This is a genomic window from Streptomyces sp. NPDC056580 (genome assembly GCF_042793175.1).
Taxonomy (GTDB): Bacteria; Actinomycetota; Actinomycetes; order Streptomycetales; family Streptomycetaceae; genus Streptomyces.
This window is the reverse complement of the sequence record NZ_JBHTVE010000001.1, coordinates 549,236-565,213: the sequence shown is the minus strand read 5'-3', so window position 1 is coordinate 565,213 and position 15,978 is coordinate 549,236. Positions and strand designations below refer to the sequence as shown.

Annotated in this window: 13 protein-coding genes and 2 pseudogenes; 4 read left to right on the top strand and 11 right to left on the bottom strand. The window is 75.6% G+C overall.

Annotated elements, in window-relative coordinates; translation table 11 throughout:
- Positions 1-10: 10 nt before the first annotated feature.
- The 3 genes from ACFQ9Z_RS02640 to ACFQ9Z_RS02630 form a co-directional block, all read right to left on the bottom strand.
- Positions 11-1,510, bottom strand: a complete 1,500-nt coding sequence (locus ACFQ9Z_RS02640; protein WP_383009864.1) for an MFS transporter — start codon at positions 1,508-1,510, stop codon at positions 11-13.
- A 78-nt stretch (positions 1,511-1,588) separates the two neighbouring features.
- Complete coding sequence (locus ACFQ9Z_RS02635) at positions 1,589-2,284, bottom strand: HAD family hydrolase (RefSeq protein WP_383009862.1); 696 nt, start codon at positions 2,282-2,284, stop codon at positions 1,589-1,591.
- Between the two features lie 20 nt (positions 2,285-2,304).
- Positions 2,305-2,781 (bottom strand): Lrp/AsnC family transcriptional regulator, encoded by a 477-nt coding sequence (locus ACFQ9Z_RS02630; RefSeq protein WP_143628957.1) that lies wholly within the window; start codon positions 2,779-2,781, stop codon positions 2,305-2,307.
- A gap of 268 nt (positions 2,782-3,049) precedes the next feature.
- Between ACFQ9Z_RS02630 and ACFQ9Z_RS02625 the strand changes: the two genes are divergently transcribed.
- Entirely contained in the window at positions 3,050-4,540 is a 1,491-nt protein-coding gene (locus ACFQ9Z_RS02625) for an FUSC family protein (RefSeq protein ID WP_383009859.1), read from the top strand.
- An 84-nt stretch (positions 4,541-4,624) separates the two neighbouring features.
- Entirely contained in the window at positions 4,625-5,656 is a 1,032-nt protein-coding gene (locus ACFQ9Z_RS02620; protein ID WP_383009857.1) for a lactonase family protein, read from the top strand.
- Positions 5,657-5,742: 86 nt separating this feature from the next.
- Here the strand turns inward: ACFQ9Z_RS02620 and ACFQ9Z_RS02615 are convergent, their stop codons facing one another.
- The 4 genes from ACFQ9Z_RS02615 to ACFQ9Z_RS02600 form a co-directional block, all read right to left on the bottom strand.
- Positions 5,743-6,666 (bottom strand): sirohydrochlorin chelatase, encoded by a 924-nt coding sequence (locus tag ACFQ9Z_RS02615; protein WP_383009855.1) that lies wholly within the window; start codon positions 6,664-6,666, stop codon positions 5,743-5,745.
- Between the two features lie 151 nt (positions 6,667-6,817).
- Positions 6,818-7,783, bottom strand: coding sequence for an N-acetylglucosamine kinase (locus ACFQ9Z_RS02610; RefSeq protein ID WP_383009853.1), 966 nt, complete (start codon positions 7,781-7,783; stop codon positions 6,818-6,820).
- Complete coding sequence (locus tag ACFQ9Z_RS02605) at positions 7,780-8,457, bottom strand: uracil-DNA glycosylase (protein WP_143628947.1); 678 nt, start codon at positions 8,455-8,457, stop codon at positions 7,780-7,782. The genes ACFQ9Z_RS02610 and ACFQ9Z_RS02605 overlap by 4 nt, the downstream gene beginning before the upstream one ends.
- Positions 8,458-8,580: 123 nt before the next feature.
- Positions 8,581-9,666, bottom strand: a complete 1,086-nt coding sequence (locus ACFQ9Z_RS02600; RefSeq protein ID WP_383009851.1) for a WD40/YVTN/BNR-like repeat-containing protein — start codon at positions 9,664-9,666, stop codon at positions 8,581-8,583.
- Between the two features lie 273 nt (positions 9,667-9,939).
- Here ACFQ9Z_RS02600 and ACFQ9Z_RS02595 point away from each other — a divergent pair, with 273 nt between their 5' ends.
- On the top strand, positions 9,940-10,527 hold the full coding sequence (locus ACFQ9Z_RS02595) for a hypothetical protein (protein ID WP_383009849.1): 588 nt from the start codon (positions 9,940-9,942) through the stop codon (positions 10,525-10,527).
- Positions 10,528-10,829: 302 nt separating this feature from the next.
- Here the strand turns inward: ACFQ9Z_RS02595 and ACFQ9Z_RS02590 are convergent, their stop codons facing one another.
- Positions 10,830-12,806, bottom strand: coding sequence for a HEAT repeat domain-containing protein (locus ACFQ9Z_RS02590; RefSeq protein ID WP_383009847.1), 1,977 nt, complete (start codon positions 12,804-12,806; stop codon positions 10,830-10,832).
- A gap of 144 nt (positions 12,807-12,950) precedes the next feature.
- Positions 12,951-14,612 carry a DNA alkylation response protein gene (locus ACFQ9Z_RS02585; RefSeq protein ID WP_383009845.1) on the bottom strand — a complete coding sequence of 554 codons (1,662 nt, stop codon included), beginning with the start codon at positions 14,610-14,612 and terminating at the stop codon, positions 12,951-12,953.
- A gap of 70 nt (positions 14,613-14,682) precedes the next feature.
- Here ACFQ9Z_RS02585 and ACFQ9Z_RS02580 point away from each other — a divergent pair, with 70 nt between their 5' ends.
- Positions 14,683-15,441, top strand: a complete 759-nt coding sequence (locus ACFQ9Z_RS02580; RefSeq protein ID WP_383009843.1) for a PaaX family transcriptional regulator C-terminal domain-containing protein — start codon at positions 14,683-14,685, stop codon at positions 15,439-15,441.
- Positions 15,442-15,506: 65 nt separating this feature from the next.
- On the opposite strand, the pseudogene ACFQ9Z_RS02575 reads toward ACFQ9Z_RS02580, so the two are convergent.
- A pseudogene (locus ACFQ9Z_RS02575) lies at positions 15,507-15,719 on the bottom strand (pectate lyase); the annotation flags it as partial.
- Positions 15,718-15,903 (bottom strand): annotated as a pseudogene (locus ACFQ9Z_RS02570) (pectate lyase); the annotation flags it as partial. The pseudogenes ACFQ9Z_RS02570 and ACFQ9Z_RS02575, both read right to left, overlap by 2 nt.
- Positions 15,904-15,978: the final 75 nt, after the last annotated feature.

The following is a 15,978-nucleotide window of genomic DNA, read 5'->3' as shown; positions in this document are numbered from 1 at the left end:
GCGACCCGCCTCAGGACCCGGGCCGGACCGGTTCCTCCGCGCCGCCCTCCGCGGAGCCCCGCCGGACGCCGTCCGCGACCCACGCCGGGCCGGGGTGCGCCTGGCGCTCGCGCATGTCCGCGACCGCCAGGGTCAGCGCGATCATGATGATCCCGACGGCGGTGAGCAGTCCCATCTGGATGGCGGTGCCGGGCCCGCCCTCGGCCTGATGCGCGAAGTACACCGCGCCCACCACCGCGATCCCGGCCGCCGAGCCGACCCGCTGGCCCGTCTGGAGGACACCGCCGGCCGCGCCGGCCAGGTGCACGGGGACCCGGGTGAGGGTGAGGGTCGTGTTGGGGGAGACCGCCAGACCGGAGCCGATCCCGCCGACGAGCAGCGGCAGCGCCGTCGCCCAGCCCACGTTCCGCCCCGGCACCAGCTGCACCGCCACCACCACCCCGAGCAGCCCCAGCGCCACCCCGCCCAGCCCGATGACGACCAGTCTGCGGCCGAAGCGCACCACCAGCCGGCCCCCGGCGGCCGCGCCGACCGCCGAGGCCGCCGCGAACGGCAGCACGGTCAGGCCCGCCGCCAGCGCGCTGTAGCCGACGGTGTTCTGCAGGAACAGCGTGTAGACGAAGAAGACCGTGGTGAAGCCCGCGAAGTAGGTGAGGCTGATCAGGGCGCCGAGCGTGAACGACCGCAGCGCGAACAGCTCCAGGTCGACCAGCGGAGCCCGCCCGCGCCGTCCCTGCCGTCTCTCCCACGCCCAGAACGCGCCCAGCAGCAGCGCCGCCACGGGCAGCAGCGCCCACTTCAGCCGCCCGGTCCACTGCTGCTCCTGCACCAGCGGCAGCATCAGCGCGAGCACCCCGCAGCCGAGGAGCAGCACTCCGAACAGGTCGAACGTCTCCCGCTTGGCGGCGGTCGCGGGATAGCGCGGGAGCAGCCGCAGGCCGGCGGCGAGGGCGGCCACCCCGATCGGCAGGTTCACGAAGAACACCCAGCGCCAGCCCTCCTCGGTGCCCACGGCGTCGATCAGCACGCCGCCCGCCAGCGGCCCCACCGCCGTCGAGACCCCGATGACGCTGCCGAGCAGCCCGAAGGCCCTGGCCCGTTCGGAGCCTTGGAACATCTGCTGGATCAGCCCCGAGGTCTGGGGCGCGACCAGGCCCGCCGCCGCGCCCTGGATCAGCCGGAACACCACCAGCCAGGACGGCCCCGGGGCGAGTCCGCAGGCAGCCGAGGCCAGCGTGAACAGGGCCAGCCCGAGCAGGAAGGCCTGGCGCCGGCCGCGCATGTCGCCCAGCCGGCCCGCCGGGACCAGCGCGAGCCCGAAGGTCAGGGCGTACCCGGAGACCACCCAGGACTGGGCGGCCTCCGAGGCGCCCAGTCCGTGCTCCATCGAGGGCAGTGCCACGTTCACGATCGAGGTGTCGAGCAGCGAGATGAAACCCGCCGTCAGACAGACCCCGAGCGCCTTCCACCGCCGGTCGTCGGGGGTGGGCCCTGCCTGGACTGTGGTCATGGGGTCACGCTAAGCAGCCGTCCGGTCCGGCGCACCCCGGGAGCCGCTCCGCGCGCCCCGGGAAACGCCCTGACCGCCTCAGCGCGGGCCGGCGGTCTCCATGAGCCACGCGTACGCCGACTGGGCCGTGAACTCGGCCTGGCCGCCCCGCACCAGCAGCGCGGCCGTGGCGAACTCCGGCGCGTCGGCCTGTGCGGCGACGTACGGGACGGCGATGCAGCGCATCCCGGCCGCGTGCGCCGCCGCCGCGCCCGGTGCCGCGTCCTCGACGACGACGCAGCCGGCCGGAGCCACGCCGAGCCGGCGGGCGGCCTCGAGGAAGACGTCTGGGGCGGGCTTGCCGCGGGGCACCTCGTCGGCCGAGACGACGGTGCGCAGCTGGGCGGCGAGGCCGGTGCCGGCGAGGATCGCCTCGATCGCCTCCAGGGAGGAGCCGGAGGCCACGGCCGTGGGCACGCCCTCGGCGGCCAGCAGCTCCACGAACTTGCGCATCTCCGGGTACGCGCGCGTGCCCGTGCGGGCCAGCTCCAGATAGCGCCGGTTCGTCGCGTCGAACAGCTCCCGCGCCGAGGCGCGCAGGCCGTAGCGCTCCCGCCAGAGGACGGCGGACTCCCAGGTGCTGATTCCGACGTAGCCCTCGTGCTCCGTCCAGGTGAAGTCCGGCACGCCGTGCTCGGCCAGGGTCCGCCGGGCCGCCTCGTAGTAGTTCGGCTCGCTGTCCACCAGCGTTCCGTCGAGATCGAAGACGACCGCAGGGGTACCGGGCTCGCTCATGGCGTCCAGCATGCCAAGCGTCAGCCGCGGTCCGCCCGCCCGACCGACTCCACCAACGGGAGCAGCCGGTACGGCACACGCTCGCGAAGGGCCACCTCCGTGCGGGTGCGCACCACGCCCGGCAGGCTGATCAGCTTCTGGATCACGTCCTCCAAATGGGCGTTGTCCCGCCCCACCACCCGGGCGAGCAGGTCGCCGCCCCCCGTGATCGAGAAGGCCTCGACGATCTCCGGCACGGCGGCCAGCGCGTCGCCCACGTCGTCCAGGTGGCCCTGGGTGACCTCGACGTGCACGAAGGCCAGCACCGGGTGGCCGAGCGCGGCGGGGGACAGCGAGGGGCCCGTCCCGGTGATCACACCGTCGCGCTCCATACGGTCCAGCCGGGCCTGGAGGGTGCCCCGGGCGACGCCGAGGATGCGGGCGTACTCGCGCACGCTGGTGCGCGGCTGCTCCAGCAGCAGCCGCAGGATGCGGGTGTCGAGTGCGTCCACGCTCATGAGGTACGACTGTACCAATGGCTCACTCGTGAGCGGACCGCGTGTGCCGTCCGACCTGGTCTGTTGGCATTCCGGGGGCCTCTTCTGCCAGGTTCCCCGCTGGGCCATTGGACCAGTGATCCGGCCGACACTTGAGCCAGGGACCCCGGTGATGCTCTCATGGACACGTCGATGGCGCTGCGGATCCCCGCGGCGCCTTTTCTGTGCCGGTGCGCCGCCCGGCGTTCGAGGCGTTCCGGTCGTACCGGTGTGCCAGGGGGAGGGGTAAGTGCTGAAGAGGGTGTTCGTGGCCGCGGACCCGGGGCGGACGCGGCTGCGTTTCGCCGCGCGGGCCGTGCTCGGCATCGGGCTGGCGGTCGCCGTGTGCGGGCTCGTGGGGCAGCCCCTCGCCGGCCAGGTCACCGGCGGTCTCGCCGCACTGCTCGCCCTGTTCACCGTCGCCGACGCCACCGTGCGCGGGCAGGCGGTCACCACCGCGCTGCTGCCCGTGGCCGGCCTGCCCGTGCTCGCCGCCGCGGCCGCGCTGCACGACTTCCCCGTCGCGCGGGACCTGGTGTTCCTCGCCGTGGTCGGCGCCGGCGTGTACGCCCGCCGCTGGGGTCCGCGCGGCCACAGCCTCGGCGTCTTCGCCTTCATGACCTTCTTCATGGCCCAGTTCCTGCACACCACGCCCGGACAGCTGCCCGCGCTGTACGCCGCCGTCCTGCTGTCCGTGCTCAGCGCGGCCGCGGTGCGCTTCGGCCTGTGGTGCTACGAGCGCGGGCTGCCCCCGGCCGCGGCGCTTGCGCCTCCAGCGGGCGCCGGCCTGGCCCGGGTGACCACGCGGCAGGCCGTGCAGGCGACCGCGGGCGCGGGCTTCGCGCTCGTCGCCGGCCAGCTCATGTCCGGGCAGCGCTGGTACTGGGCGGTGGGCGCCACCTGGTGGGTCTTCGTGAACACCGCCTCGCGCGGCGAGACGCTGGTCCGCGGCTTCCGGCGGGTGCTCGGCACCGTCATCGGCATCGGCCTCGGCTTCCTCGCGGCCGTGCCGCTGCACGGCGCTGCCGCGCCCACCGCCGTCCTCGTCGCCGTCGCCGTCTTCGGCATCTTCTACACGGCCGCCGTCTCCTACACCTGGATGATGCTCTGGGTGACGGTGCTCGCCGCGTCGCTCTACGGCCTCCTCGGCGTCCTCACCCCCGGCCTGCTCGCCCTGCGCCTGGCCGAGACCGGGGTCGGCGCCCTCGGTGCCGGGCTCGCCGTGCTCTTCGTGCTGCCCGTGACCACGCACGCCACCACCGACGCCTGGATCCAGCGCGCCCTGCGCTGTGTGCACGCCTGCACCGCCGAGGCCGCCGCGCGGCTCGCCGGATCGCCGACGGCCGACCCGGCGCCCCACGTGGCCGAACTGGAGCAGCTGCTCGGCCGGGTGCGGCTCTCGGTCGCCCCGCTCGTGCACCCGCTCAACCCGATGCTGGGCCGCAAGCGGCGCGCCCGCCGGGTGCTGGCCCTGCTCGACGACTGCGCGCGCGAGATCCGCGGTCTGGTCGCGGTCGCGGCGGACCCCGTGGCCTCCCACGACGCACGCCTGGCCGCCGCCTGCCGGCGGGCGGAGACCGCCGTCGAGGCGCTCACCGAAGGCGGCTCCGAGCAGGTCCACCGGCCCGCCGAGGCCCCGGCCGAGCCCGCCCTGGCCCATCTGCACGGCCTGGAGCGGGCGCTCGCCGAGTTGGCCGAGCCGCTGCTGGCGCCCTCCGGCTCACGGCTCGTCGGCGCCTGAGGGGAAACGCACTCTGTTGGTCTAGACCGACGCTGACCGACTGCTACCGTCGGCACCACTCGCGCGGACCGAGAGGGGACAGCGGTGACAGCAGTCGGCAGGCGGCACAGGGCGTTCATCGGGTCGTTCACGGCCGCCGGCGGCCCCGGACTGGTCACCGCGGCGGTTCACCCGGCCACCGGCGCGCTGACCCTCACCGGGAGCCTCGGCGCCGTGCCCGACCCCGCCTACCTGGTCCTCTCACCGGACGGCGCCATGCTGTACACGGTCAGCGAGACCGCCGAGGGCGCCGTCGCCGCGTACCGCGTCGGCGGGGACAAGCCCGAACCCGCAGGCCAGCCGGTGCCGGTCGGCGCCGCCGGCCCCACCCACCTCGCCCTGCACGCCGGCCATCTGCTGACCGCCAACTACGGATCCGGCAGCGTCACCGCGGTACCCGTGCGCCCCGACGGCACCCTGGCCTCCGAACCCTCCGGACTGCTCCAGCACACCGGATCCGGCCCGCACGACCGGCGCCAGCGCGCCCCGCACGCCCACCAGGTGCAGCCCGATCCCAGCGGCCGGTGGATCGTCAGCGTCGACCTCGGCACGGACTCGGTGCGGGTCTGCACCCTCGACGGGGGCGTGCCCGCGCTGCACCGGGAGATCGCGCTGCGCCCCGGCGCAGGCCCCCGCCACCTTGCCTTCCATCCGGACGGCGAGCGCGCCTACGTGGTCAACGAGCTCACCCCGACGGTCACCGTGTGCCGCTGGGACGCGGACGGCGGCTCCCTGAGGCCCCTGGCCGAGGTCCCGGTCCTGCCGGGCGCCCCGGCCGGCGACGCCTACCCCTCGGGCGTCGTGGTCTCGCCCGACGGCCGTTTCGTGTGGACCGCGACCCGCGGCGAGGACGTCCTGTCGGCGTTCGCCGTGCAGGGGGACGGCCTGCGACCGGCCGGCACGGTGCCGTGCGGGGGGCACTGGCCCCGCGCCCTGGCCGAGCACGACGGCTTCCTCTACTGCGCCAACGAGCGCTCCGGCGACGTGACCTGGTTCGACGTGCGGGAAGGTACCGGGCTGCCCCGCTACGACGGCTCCGTCGAGGTCGCTGCGGCCTCCTGCGTCGTCTTCGGCTGAACGAACACCCGCGCTTCCCCGCGGCACGCGCAAGGGCCCGCTCCGGTCAGCGGAGCGGGCCCTTCGGCCTAAGGGTGTGCGACGCGTCAGCGGACCGGCGTGCCCTGCTGCTGCGGCGGGGCGATGCCCAGCGCGGTCGTGTACTTGGCCAGGGCGAGCTTGCCGATCGCCGGGTAGGCGCCCAGCGCCTCGGCGGTGGCGCAGCCGGCCTCCTCGGCGGCGGCGGCGAGCAGCGCCGAGTCGATCTCCGGGCCGATCAGGTACGGCGCGAGCGCGAGCTGCTGCGAACCGGAGGACCTGAGCTGCTCGGCGACCGAGGTGATCGCACCCTCCTCGTCGAGCGCCGCGGCCATGACCGGCACCGCCAGACGGGCGGCGAGCAGCATGCCGGTGATACCGGCCGCCTGCACGGCCTCCTCGCCGCCCACCGAGGCCAGGATGATGCCGTCCGCGGCCGTGGCCACGGTGAACAGGCGCGCACGGTCGGCACGGGCCAGGCCGGCCTCGGACAGACGCACGTGCAGCGCCTCGGCGAGCAGCGGGTGCGGGCCGAGGACGTCGGTCAGCTCGGCGGCGACCCGGCTGTCCATCACGGCCTGGCGGACCTGGCGCAGCAGCGCGCTGTCCGGACCGGCCAGCAGCGGGACGACGACGGCGACCGGGCCGTCGGGCTCCTTGACCTCGGCGCCGGCGGCACGGGCCTGCTCGTAGCGGGCGGTCCGCTCCTCGGCGGCGCCGGTCAGCACGGAGCTGAGGGTGGGGTAGTCGGTGTCGTCCCCGTCCAGGTAGCCGATGCGGGCGTCCAGGCCGGGCAGCTCGGAGCGGGCGATGCTCACGACCTCGTCGGCGAGGCCGCGTGAGGCGGCGCCGGGCGCGCCGGGCACCGCGAGGACGAGCGCGGGCGCGCCCTCGGGAGCCACCAGCGGTTCCGGTCGGCGGTGCCTTCCGGGCTGGCGGGGTCGCGGCATTCGTACTGGCAGGCCGGACGCGGGCCCAGTGGGGGAGCTCATGGCGCCGCATGTTACTGGCTCTTTGGGCTCCCCTGTTCGGGGAGGGTGCAGGTGAGCGGTATCCGTCCGCTTTTGTCTGATGAGTTGCGCCCGTTTGACGCGTGTTCTTGGCATGTGTCGGACAGATGACTTCAGAAGCGGGGTAATCCCCTTATCCGGTGACGATATGAAGCATGGTCGGTTCATCCGGAAGTGTGAGCCGGCCGGCCGCCAGCTCGTCCGCGATCCGCACGCACCCGTGCAGCGGGTCACCTCCGGCGGGAACCAGCCGGGCCCGCGGCAGCCGGTGCGCCAGCTCCTCGCGCACCGGCACGAGCAGCGGGTCGCCCATGTTGAACAGGCCCCCGGTGAGTGCCACTTCGGGCGCACCAGCGACAGGGCAGACGGCCGCGGCGGACTCGGCCATGGCGCGGGCCGCCGCGCGCAGGATGCCGGCGGCCACCGGGTCGTCCCCGGCGCAGGCGGCCACCCGTGGCGCGAACGAGGCGAGCAGCGCCGGGCGGTCGGAGCGCGGGTAGAGCAGGCCGGGCAGTCCGGGCAGCGGCCCGAACTGCTCCTCCGCGGCGGCCCGCAGCGGTGCGGAGCCGCCGTCGCGGCCGTCGTGGGCGCGAAGCGCCGCCTCGAGGCCGGCCCGGCCGATCCAGGCACCGCCGCCGCAGTCGCCCAGCAGGTGCCCCCAGCCGTCGGCCCGGTGCCAGCGGCGCAGGTCGGTGCCGATCGCGATCAGTCCGGTTCCCCCGGCCACCACCGCGCCCGGCCGTGGTCCCAGAGCGCCGGCGTAGGCCGTCACGGCGTCGGCCGCGAGCGCCACGGACCGCGCGCCCAGCTCACGGGCGAGCAGAGCCGGCAGCTCGGCGCGGAGGGCGTCGCCCAGGGTGGCGAACCCGGCGGCGCCGACGACGGCCGTGCCCAGCCCGCCGAGCCCGGCCCGTGTGCTCAGCTCCCGGGCCAGCGGGACGAGCTGCGCCATGAGGTGCGCCGGGTCGATGCCCCGCGCACCGGTGCGCACCGGTTCCCGCGACTCGCCCCGGGCCGACGGCGGCCGCCCCGGTACCCCGACGGCGACCCGGAGGCCGGAACCCCCGGAGTCCACGGCCAGGTAACCGGCGCCGGTCACGGCAGACGCCAGTCCACGGGCTGACCGCCCTGCTGGATCAGCAGCTCGTTGGCCCGGCTGAACGGACGCGAGCCGAAGAAGCCGCGGTCGGCCGACATGGGCGAGGGGTGCGCCGACTCCACGGCCGGCAGCCGGCCCAGCAGCGGACGCAGATTGCGGGCGTCCCGGCCCCACAGGATCGACACCAGCGGCTTGCCGCGCCCGGCCAGCGCCCGGATCGCCTGCTCGGTGACCTCCTCCCAGCCCTTGCCGCGATGGGCGGCCGGGCTGCGCGGCGCCGTGGTGAGCGCCCTGTTGAGCAGCAGCACGCCCTGCTGCGTCCAGGGGGTGAGGTCGCCGGTGGACGGCTGGGGCAGCCCCAGGTCGCTGTTCAGCTCACGGAAGATGTTGATCAGGCTCGGTGGCAGCGGACGCACCTCGGGCGCGACCGAGAACGAGAGCCCGACGGCGTGTCCCGGGGTCGGGTACGGGTCCTGACCGACGATCAGGACCCGTACGTCGTCGAAGGGTTGCTGGAAGGCGCGCAGGACGTTCGGTCCCGCGGGGAGATAGGTGCGGCCGGCGGCGATCTCCGCGCGCAGGAAGTCCCCCATCGCGGCGACGCGTCCGGCGACGGGCTCCAGGGCCTCGGCCCAGCCCGGTTCGACGATTTCATGCAAGGGTCGTGGTGCCACGGGCGTCACCCTACTGCCGGGCACCGGTTGGCGTTCAAGCCGCGGCCGGGCCGGACCGGGCCGGACCCCTGAGGGCGGCGGCCGCGGGCCGCCGCCCTCACCTCCCGCGCGGAGCGGGCCGTGTCAGCCGATCACCGCGGCCCGTACGCACAGCACGTCCGGCAGATGGGAGGCCAGTTGCCGCCAGGTGTCGCCGTCGTCGGCCGAGGCGAACACCTCGCCGTTGCGGTTGCCGAAGTAGACCCCGGCCGGATCGGCGTCGTCCGTGCAGAGCGCGTCGCGCAGCACGGTGCCGTAGTGGTCCCCGGACGGCAGCCCTTCGGACAGGGGCTCCCAGTTCTCGCCCGCGTCGTCCGTCCGGAAGACCCGGCAGCGGCGCTCGGCCGGCACCCGGTCGGCGTCGGCGTTGATCGGGAAGACGTACGCCGTCCCGCCCCGGTGCGGATGGGCGGCCACCGCGAAGCCGAACGTCGACGGCAGCCCCGCCCCGATGTCGGTCCACTTCCCGCCCGCGTCGTCGCTGCGGTACACGCCCCAGTGGTTCTGCAGGTACAGCCGGTCCGGGTCGGCCGCGTCGCGCGCGACCTTGTGCACGCACTGGCCGAACTCCGGGTCGGGATCCGGCAGGAACACCGCCGACACCCCGGAGTTGGACGGCTCCCAGCTCGCCCCGCCGTCCCGGGTGCGGAACACCCCGGCGGTGGACACGGCCACGGTCACCGCCCGCGGGTCGCGCGCGTCGGTGAGGACCGTGTGCAGCCCCTCGCCGCCGCCGCCCGGCACCCACCGGGAACGGGTCGGGTGCTCCCACAGCGGGCGCACCAGCTCGAAGCTCTCACCGCGGTCCACCGAGCGGTAGAGCGCGGCCGGTTCCGTCCCCGCGTACACCACGCCGGGCTCGGCGGCGGCCGGGTGGAGCTGCCAGACCCGCTCCAGCGAGGCGCCGGTGTCCTTGGGGAACTTGACCGCGGGCCGGGCCGGTTCGGTCCAGGTGCGGCCGAGGTCGTCGGAGTGGAACACCGACGGGCCCCAGTGCGCGCTGTCCCCGCCCGCGAGCAGCCGGGGGCGGTCGCCCCGGGTGTCGATGGCGACCGAGTAGACCGCCTGCGCGTTGAAGTAGGGAGTGTCGTCGAACTCCCAGCCGCCACCTCGCCTCCGCCCGATGAACAAGCCCTTGCGGGTGCCCACGGCGAGCAGGACCTCGGTCATGCCGGTCACCTCCGGGACGTCGTCGTCCAGGTAGTCGTCAGATATCGGCCAGTCTGCACCCCACCACTGACAGTCACCCTTGGAAACCAGGTCGCCGCAGGTCACAGCGGTGCGGTCGGCCTGTCACGCGGTTCGGCGCCGATGCGTTGCGGCATGCGCCTGCGCGGCGGGGGGCTCTCGTGCGACCGTCGGGGAGACGGTCCGCCGTGAGCAACGGGGCGGCCGCGCCCGTATGGGAGTCAGGTCCGGCCTGTCGGCGCGCTCGTGAGGAGGATGCCTTTGAAGGCGTTCCGTGGTCCCAAGGTGTGGCTGTGGCGCTGGCGGCGCAATCCGCTGCGGCGCCGGGCCGACGTGCTGGAGGCCTGGGTGGTGCTGGCCGCCTGGCTGCTGACCGTCCTCGCGGGGGTGTCGGCCGGCCTCGCCGCGGCCCGGTCGGTGGAGCACGGACTGGCCAGGGAGCGCGCAGACTGGCGACCGGCCGTGGCCCGCGTCGTGGCCCGGGCCCCCGGAAGGTCCGACTCCGAGGCGGCAGGCGGCGAGCGGGTCTGGGCGCGGGTGCGCTGGACCGCCGCCGACGGCTCCGTGCACGCCGGCCAGGCCCGGGTCGCGCCGGGCAGCGGGGCGGGCAGCCCGGTCACCGTGTGGACCGATCCGCGAGGCCATCTCGTCAGCCGCCCGGCCACCGCGTCCGAGGCCGCCTTCCGCGCCGTCCTCATGGGCGGCCTGGTCGGGATGAGCGCCGCCGCGATCCCCTTCGTCGGCGGACTCGCCCTCCGCGGCCGGCTGGAACGCCGCCGCATGGACGACTGGGACGCGGAGTGGGCCCGGTTCGGACCGCAGTGGGGGCGGATGACGTGGTGAGGCTCCCGGCCTGACGCCCCCGGCCGCTCCCGCCCGCGGCCGGGCGCGCCTGCCCGCCTCGCTCGTGCCCGGCCGTGGCTGCTCACCCCATCCGTGCCCGGCCGTGGCTGCCCACCTCACGTGCCCGGCCGTGCCCGCCCGCCCGCGCCGGGACGGCCGCCGAGAGTGTTCCGGGCGGGCGCCCCGCCTCCCGCCCACCGGCCGGACGCCGCCGGCGGAGGCCTCGGCGCCCCGCCTCCCGTTGACCGGCCGGAGGCCGCCGGCGGCGTCCCCGGCGCCCCGTCCCCGTGCGCCGGGAGGGTTCACGAGAGCCCGGTCAGCACCTCCTCGCAGGCGCTGAGCAGCGCCTCGTCCTCCGGGATCGCCCGGCCACCGTGGCCGCCTACGCGCGCCGTGTGCCGTCTCGGGGCGGCCAGTTCCGCGGCCACCAGGTCCCGCAGCGGTTCGGCCGCCGGGCCCATCGCGGCCAGGCACCGTGCCACTGGTCCCCGGCTGCCGGGGTTCTCCGACCAGGCGGCCCGGAGCACCGGCAGTACGGGGTCGGGATCGCCCCCGACGTGCCACAGTGCGGACGCGGCGGCGGTGCGCAGCCCGGCCTGCCCGGACGCCGCCGCCCGACGGAGCTCCGGCAGGGCGGCGCGGGCCGCCGGGCCCATCCTGGCCAGTTGCCGCGCGGCCAGGCGGCGGCCGCCCGGCTCGCCCTGCCTCAACTCCCTTACCAGCACGGGCAGCACGGTCCGGGCGTCACCGTCCGCCGACCACAGCGCGCCCGCCGCGGCGGCCGCGTGCCGGGTGTGCAGCAGCGCGCGCAGGGCCGGTGCCGCGCGGGTGGCGGCCCCCAGCGCGTCCAGTGTCCCGACGGCCTGTCCCGCGATCCTGTCCCGCGCGCCGAGGCCGTCCGGAGCGCCGGACAGCAGCCGCAGGACCTCCGGCACCGCGTCCGTGTCCCCGATGGACCTCAGTGCCGTCAGCAGCGGCGCGGCCAGGGTGTCCGCGGCCGGCGAGTCCAGCCGGATCCGCCCCAGCCGGTGCCGCAGCGCGGGGGCGAGGGGAGCGGCGGCCGGGCCCAGGTGCGCGATCTCGTCCCCGAGGCCGCCGGGCACGACGGGGCCGGCCAGGATCTGGGCCAGGACCGGGACGGCCCGTGGGTCGCCGCTGCGGGCGAGGGCCTTGAGCGCGCCGCCCACGGTGGGCGTGCCGCGTTCCCAGCGGTGGGTCCACAGGTCGGGCCGGGAGGCCACCAGCGCGTGCAGGTCGTCCGCCGCGGGAGCGGCCAGGCCGAACAGCTCGGACAGGACGGAGACCGCCGCGTCCCGCAACCACTCCTCCTCCGCGCCCAGTTGAGCGCCGACCAGGGCCACCGGGCCGGCGAAGCGGGCCCGCCAGCCGCGGAACAGCGCCCCCGCCATCCACACGGCGTTGCCCCGGTCCACCGGGTCCGCACTGGCCAACTGCCCGGCCAGCAGGGCCGTCCGCTCACCGGTCCGGTCGCCGAGCGCGGTGTGCAGCGTGCGCAGCAGGCGGGCGCCCTCCTCGTCCGAGGGGCGCAGCCGCCGTAATCGCCCGACCAGAGTGTCGTTGGCCGAGCGGTCCGGGACACGGGCGCGGCGGGCGGACCGCTCCCGCAGCAGCCGGACGGCCGTCGGCACCAGGTCGGCGGGGAGCCGGCCCGGGGCGCCGAGCGCGAGCTGGCCGAGCGCGGCGAGACGCAGCCCGGGGTCGTGCGGCGGGGCGCTGTGCGCGGCCAGCAGGTCCACCGCCGCTGCCCGTGCCGGGTACCGGCGCACGAACGCGCCGACGGCCTCGGTGAGGGCGAGCAGCACCCGGCCGTCCCGCTCGACCGGGATCCGCCGCCGCAACAGCCCGAGTACCCGCGCCGGGTCGTCGACGAACCGGACGACCGCGCCGGCCGCCGCCCGCCGCACCCCCGGGTCCGGATCCCCGAGCAGGGACACGAACACCTCGCCGTCCGCCCGTACGGCGTCACGCGCGCGTGCGTCCCCGCTCTCCGCCCCGATGCTGACCAGCAGTTCCACGATGCAGCCCCGCTCCGGCACCGCCTCGCGGGCCGCGAGCGAGAACAGGAAGGGAACGCATGCCAGCGTCGAGTCGTACACGTTCCCCTCGTGGTGCACCGTGCCGAACATGCCGTCCAGCGCGGTCTGCCGCTCGGCGGCGTCCGCGGACGCCAGGCCCCGCAGCCACCCGGGCACGTCCCGCGCGCTGCCGCACGCGTGTCGCAGCGACGCCCAGTCGACCTCGTCGATCCCCGAGAACACGATCCCCTCCCCAGACGAGTGGCACCCGGTCGCGAGTGTGCACCACAGCACTGACAACGTAGTGCGAGCATGCGCTGACTGTGTGCGATCCGTCGGCTCTCACCGGCCAACGCCTGGGAGGCCCGGCCCTCGCCCGGGACGGGGTCAGCTCGGGTCGGGCAGGGCCCGCTCCAGGATCGCGTCCAGGCCGGTCCCGGCGGGCAGGGTGCCGAAGGAGTGCCCCCAGTCGCCGCCCAGCCGGGTCGCGCAGAAGGCGTCCGCCACCGGGTGCGGGGCGTGCCGGACCAGCAGGGACGCCTGGAGCGCGAGCGCCATCCGCTCGACCAGCCGGCGCGCGCCCGCCTGGCCGGTCTCGGCCAACTGCGTCCGCAGCCCGGCGACGGCCGCGTCGAGCCGGGCGTCCGCCCCGCGCGCGAGGGCGAGTTCGCCGAACAGGGCCTCCGCGGTGTCCGGTTCCCGCCCCAGGGCGCGCAGCACGTCGAGCGCGTTGACGTTGCCGGAGCCCTCCCAGATGGACAGCAGCGGGGCCTCCCGGTAGTGGCGGGGCATGCCGGAGTCCTCGACGTACCCGTTGCCGCCCAGGCACTCGAGGGCCTCCGCGGTGAACGCCGGGCCGCGCTTGGTCACCCAGTACTTGCCCACGGCGGTGGCGATACGCCGGAAGGCCCGCTCCCCGGCGTCCCCGCGCACCGCCCGGTCCGCGGCGCCGGCCAGCCGCAGCGTGAGCGTGGTCGCCGCCTCCGACTCCAGCGCGAGGTCGGCCAGGACGTTGCGCATCAGCGGCTGGTCGATCAGCCGGGCGCCGAACGCGCTGCGGTGACGCGCGTGATGGCCCGCCTCGACCAGCGTCTTGCGCATCAGGGTCGCCGAGGACATCACGCAGTCCAGCCGCGTGCAGTTGACCATCTCGATGATCGTCTTCACCCCCCGGCCCTCCGGCCCGACCAGCCATGCCAGCGTCCGGTCGAACTCCGGCTCGGAGGAGGCGTTGGACCGGTTGCCGAGCTTGTCCTTCAGCCGCTGGATGCGGAAGGTGTTCCGGCTGCCGTCCGGCAGCACGCGCGGCACCAGGAAGCACGACAGGCCGCCCGGGGCCTGCGCGAGCACGAGGAACACGTCGCACATGGGCGCCGAGGTGAACCACTTGTGCCCGCGGAGCGTGTATACGCCCGCCTCGCCGGTGGGCGTGGCCACGGTGGTGTTGGTGCGGACGTCGGAGCCGCCCTGCTTCTCGGTCATGCCCATCCCGGCGAGCAGCCCGGGCTTCTCGGTGGGGACGCGCAGCCCGGGGTCGTACTCGCGGCTGGTCAGCAGCGGTTCGTAGACCTTCGCGAGGTCCGGCTGGGCGCGCAGGGCGGGCACGGCGGCGTACGTCATGGAGGTCGGGCAGCCGTGCCCGGCCTCCGTGTGCCCCCACACCAGGCCGCCCGCCGTGCGGGCCACGTGGGCGCCGGTGCGGTCGTCCGCCCAGGGGGCGCCGGCCAGGCCCTCTGCGACCGCCGTCCGCATCAGGTGGTGCCAGCTCGGGTGGAACACGACCTCGTCGACCCGGTGGCCATAGCGGTCGTGGGTGCGCAACTCCGGCTCGTGCAGATTGGCCAGCTCGCCCCACTCCTGCGCCTCCGCGCTGCCGGCCTGCCGCCCGAGCCGCCGCAGGCCGTCCTCGGCCCAGCCCGCGCCCTCCCGGCGCAGGCCCTCCAGCAGGGCCTGGTCCTCCGAGGCGTCGTACGGCGCGAGCGGTGGGGCCTGGTTGGTGACGTCGTGGGTGGCGTGCTGCGACTGCGGCTGCGCGGATGTCGAGACCATGCAGCCATGTTGCACTCTTCCTGCGGCTGTAGCAATGATGCAACAGAAGCTCTCCGTACAGTGTGTGCCCATGCGCATGAATGTGTCAGCCGAACCGGGCGGAGCCGCGCTGCGGCCGCTGTCCGCGCGGTCGGTCGTGCTGAGCCTGCTCCTGGGCGCACACCCGCCGGAGCTGCCGGTGAAGGACCTGGTCGGGCTGGTGGAGCCGTTCGGAGTGGGCGGTTCCACGCTGCGGGCCGCGCTCAGCCGGATGGTGGCGGCGGGCGACCTGCGGCGCACGGACGCCGTCTACCGGCTCAGCGACCGGCTGCTGGCCCGGCAGCGCCGTCAGGACGAGGCGCTGCGCCCCCGCACGCGCGCGTGGCACGGCGACTGGGAGATGCTGGTGATCACGGCGACGGGCCGCGGCCCCGCCGAACGGGCCGAGCTGCGCACCCGCCTCACCGCACTGCGCCTGGCCGAGCTGCGTGAGGGCGTGTGGCTGCGCCCGGCCAATCTCGGCCGGCCGCTGCCCGCCGAGCTCGCGCGCGTGACGCTGTGCTGCGCCGCGCGCCCAGACGGCGACCCGCGCGAGCTCGCCGCCGGCCTGTGGCCCCTGGACGAGTGGGCCGCCACCGCGCGCACCCTGCTCGCCAACGCGGCCGCGGCCCGCCGGCCCGCCGACCGGCTCACCGCCTTCGCGGCGTCCGTGCGCCACCTGCTCACCGACCCCGTGCTGCCGTCCGGGCTGCTGCCCGCCGGCTGGCCGGGAGAGGCCCTGCGCGCGGCCTACGCGGACTACCAGGAGGAGCTGTCCGCCTCGCTGGGACCGCGGGGCCGCGTCCGGTAGCCGCGTCCCCGCGCGCGTGGTGCCGCCGCCCCGGCGGGACGGCGGCACCCGTGTCCTTCAGGCGGTCACTTGTAGGTGATGTCCGAGGGCGAGTACTCGCAGTAGGCGCCGTCGGCGCCCGAGCCGTTCGTCGACGGCTCCTTGCCGGTGTTGTTGCCGATGTACTTCTGGCACGGGACGATCTTCTTGCCGCTGTCGCCGACGATCGTGACGTTCTTCAGGGCCGCGCTGTCGCCGTAGTTGGTGTTGATGCCGACGAGCTTGCCGCCCTTGTACGTCCTTGAAGGTGTTCCAGGAGACGGTCACGTAGTCGGACCCGTGGGTGACGTCGACCAGGCCGTCGTAGTAGTCCTTGCCGTGGTCGCGGTCCGAGGACAGGGTGTTGTGGTCGATCCACACCTTCGTCGAGGCCTGCACGGTGATCGCGTCGGTCTTGACGGCCTTGCTGAGGTTGAGGTTGCGTGACCGGGCGGCTGAGCGGCACGGGCCGCCGCCTGGCCGCCGGTTCGATGCCACCGGTGCGCGTCACGCGGGCCG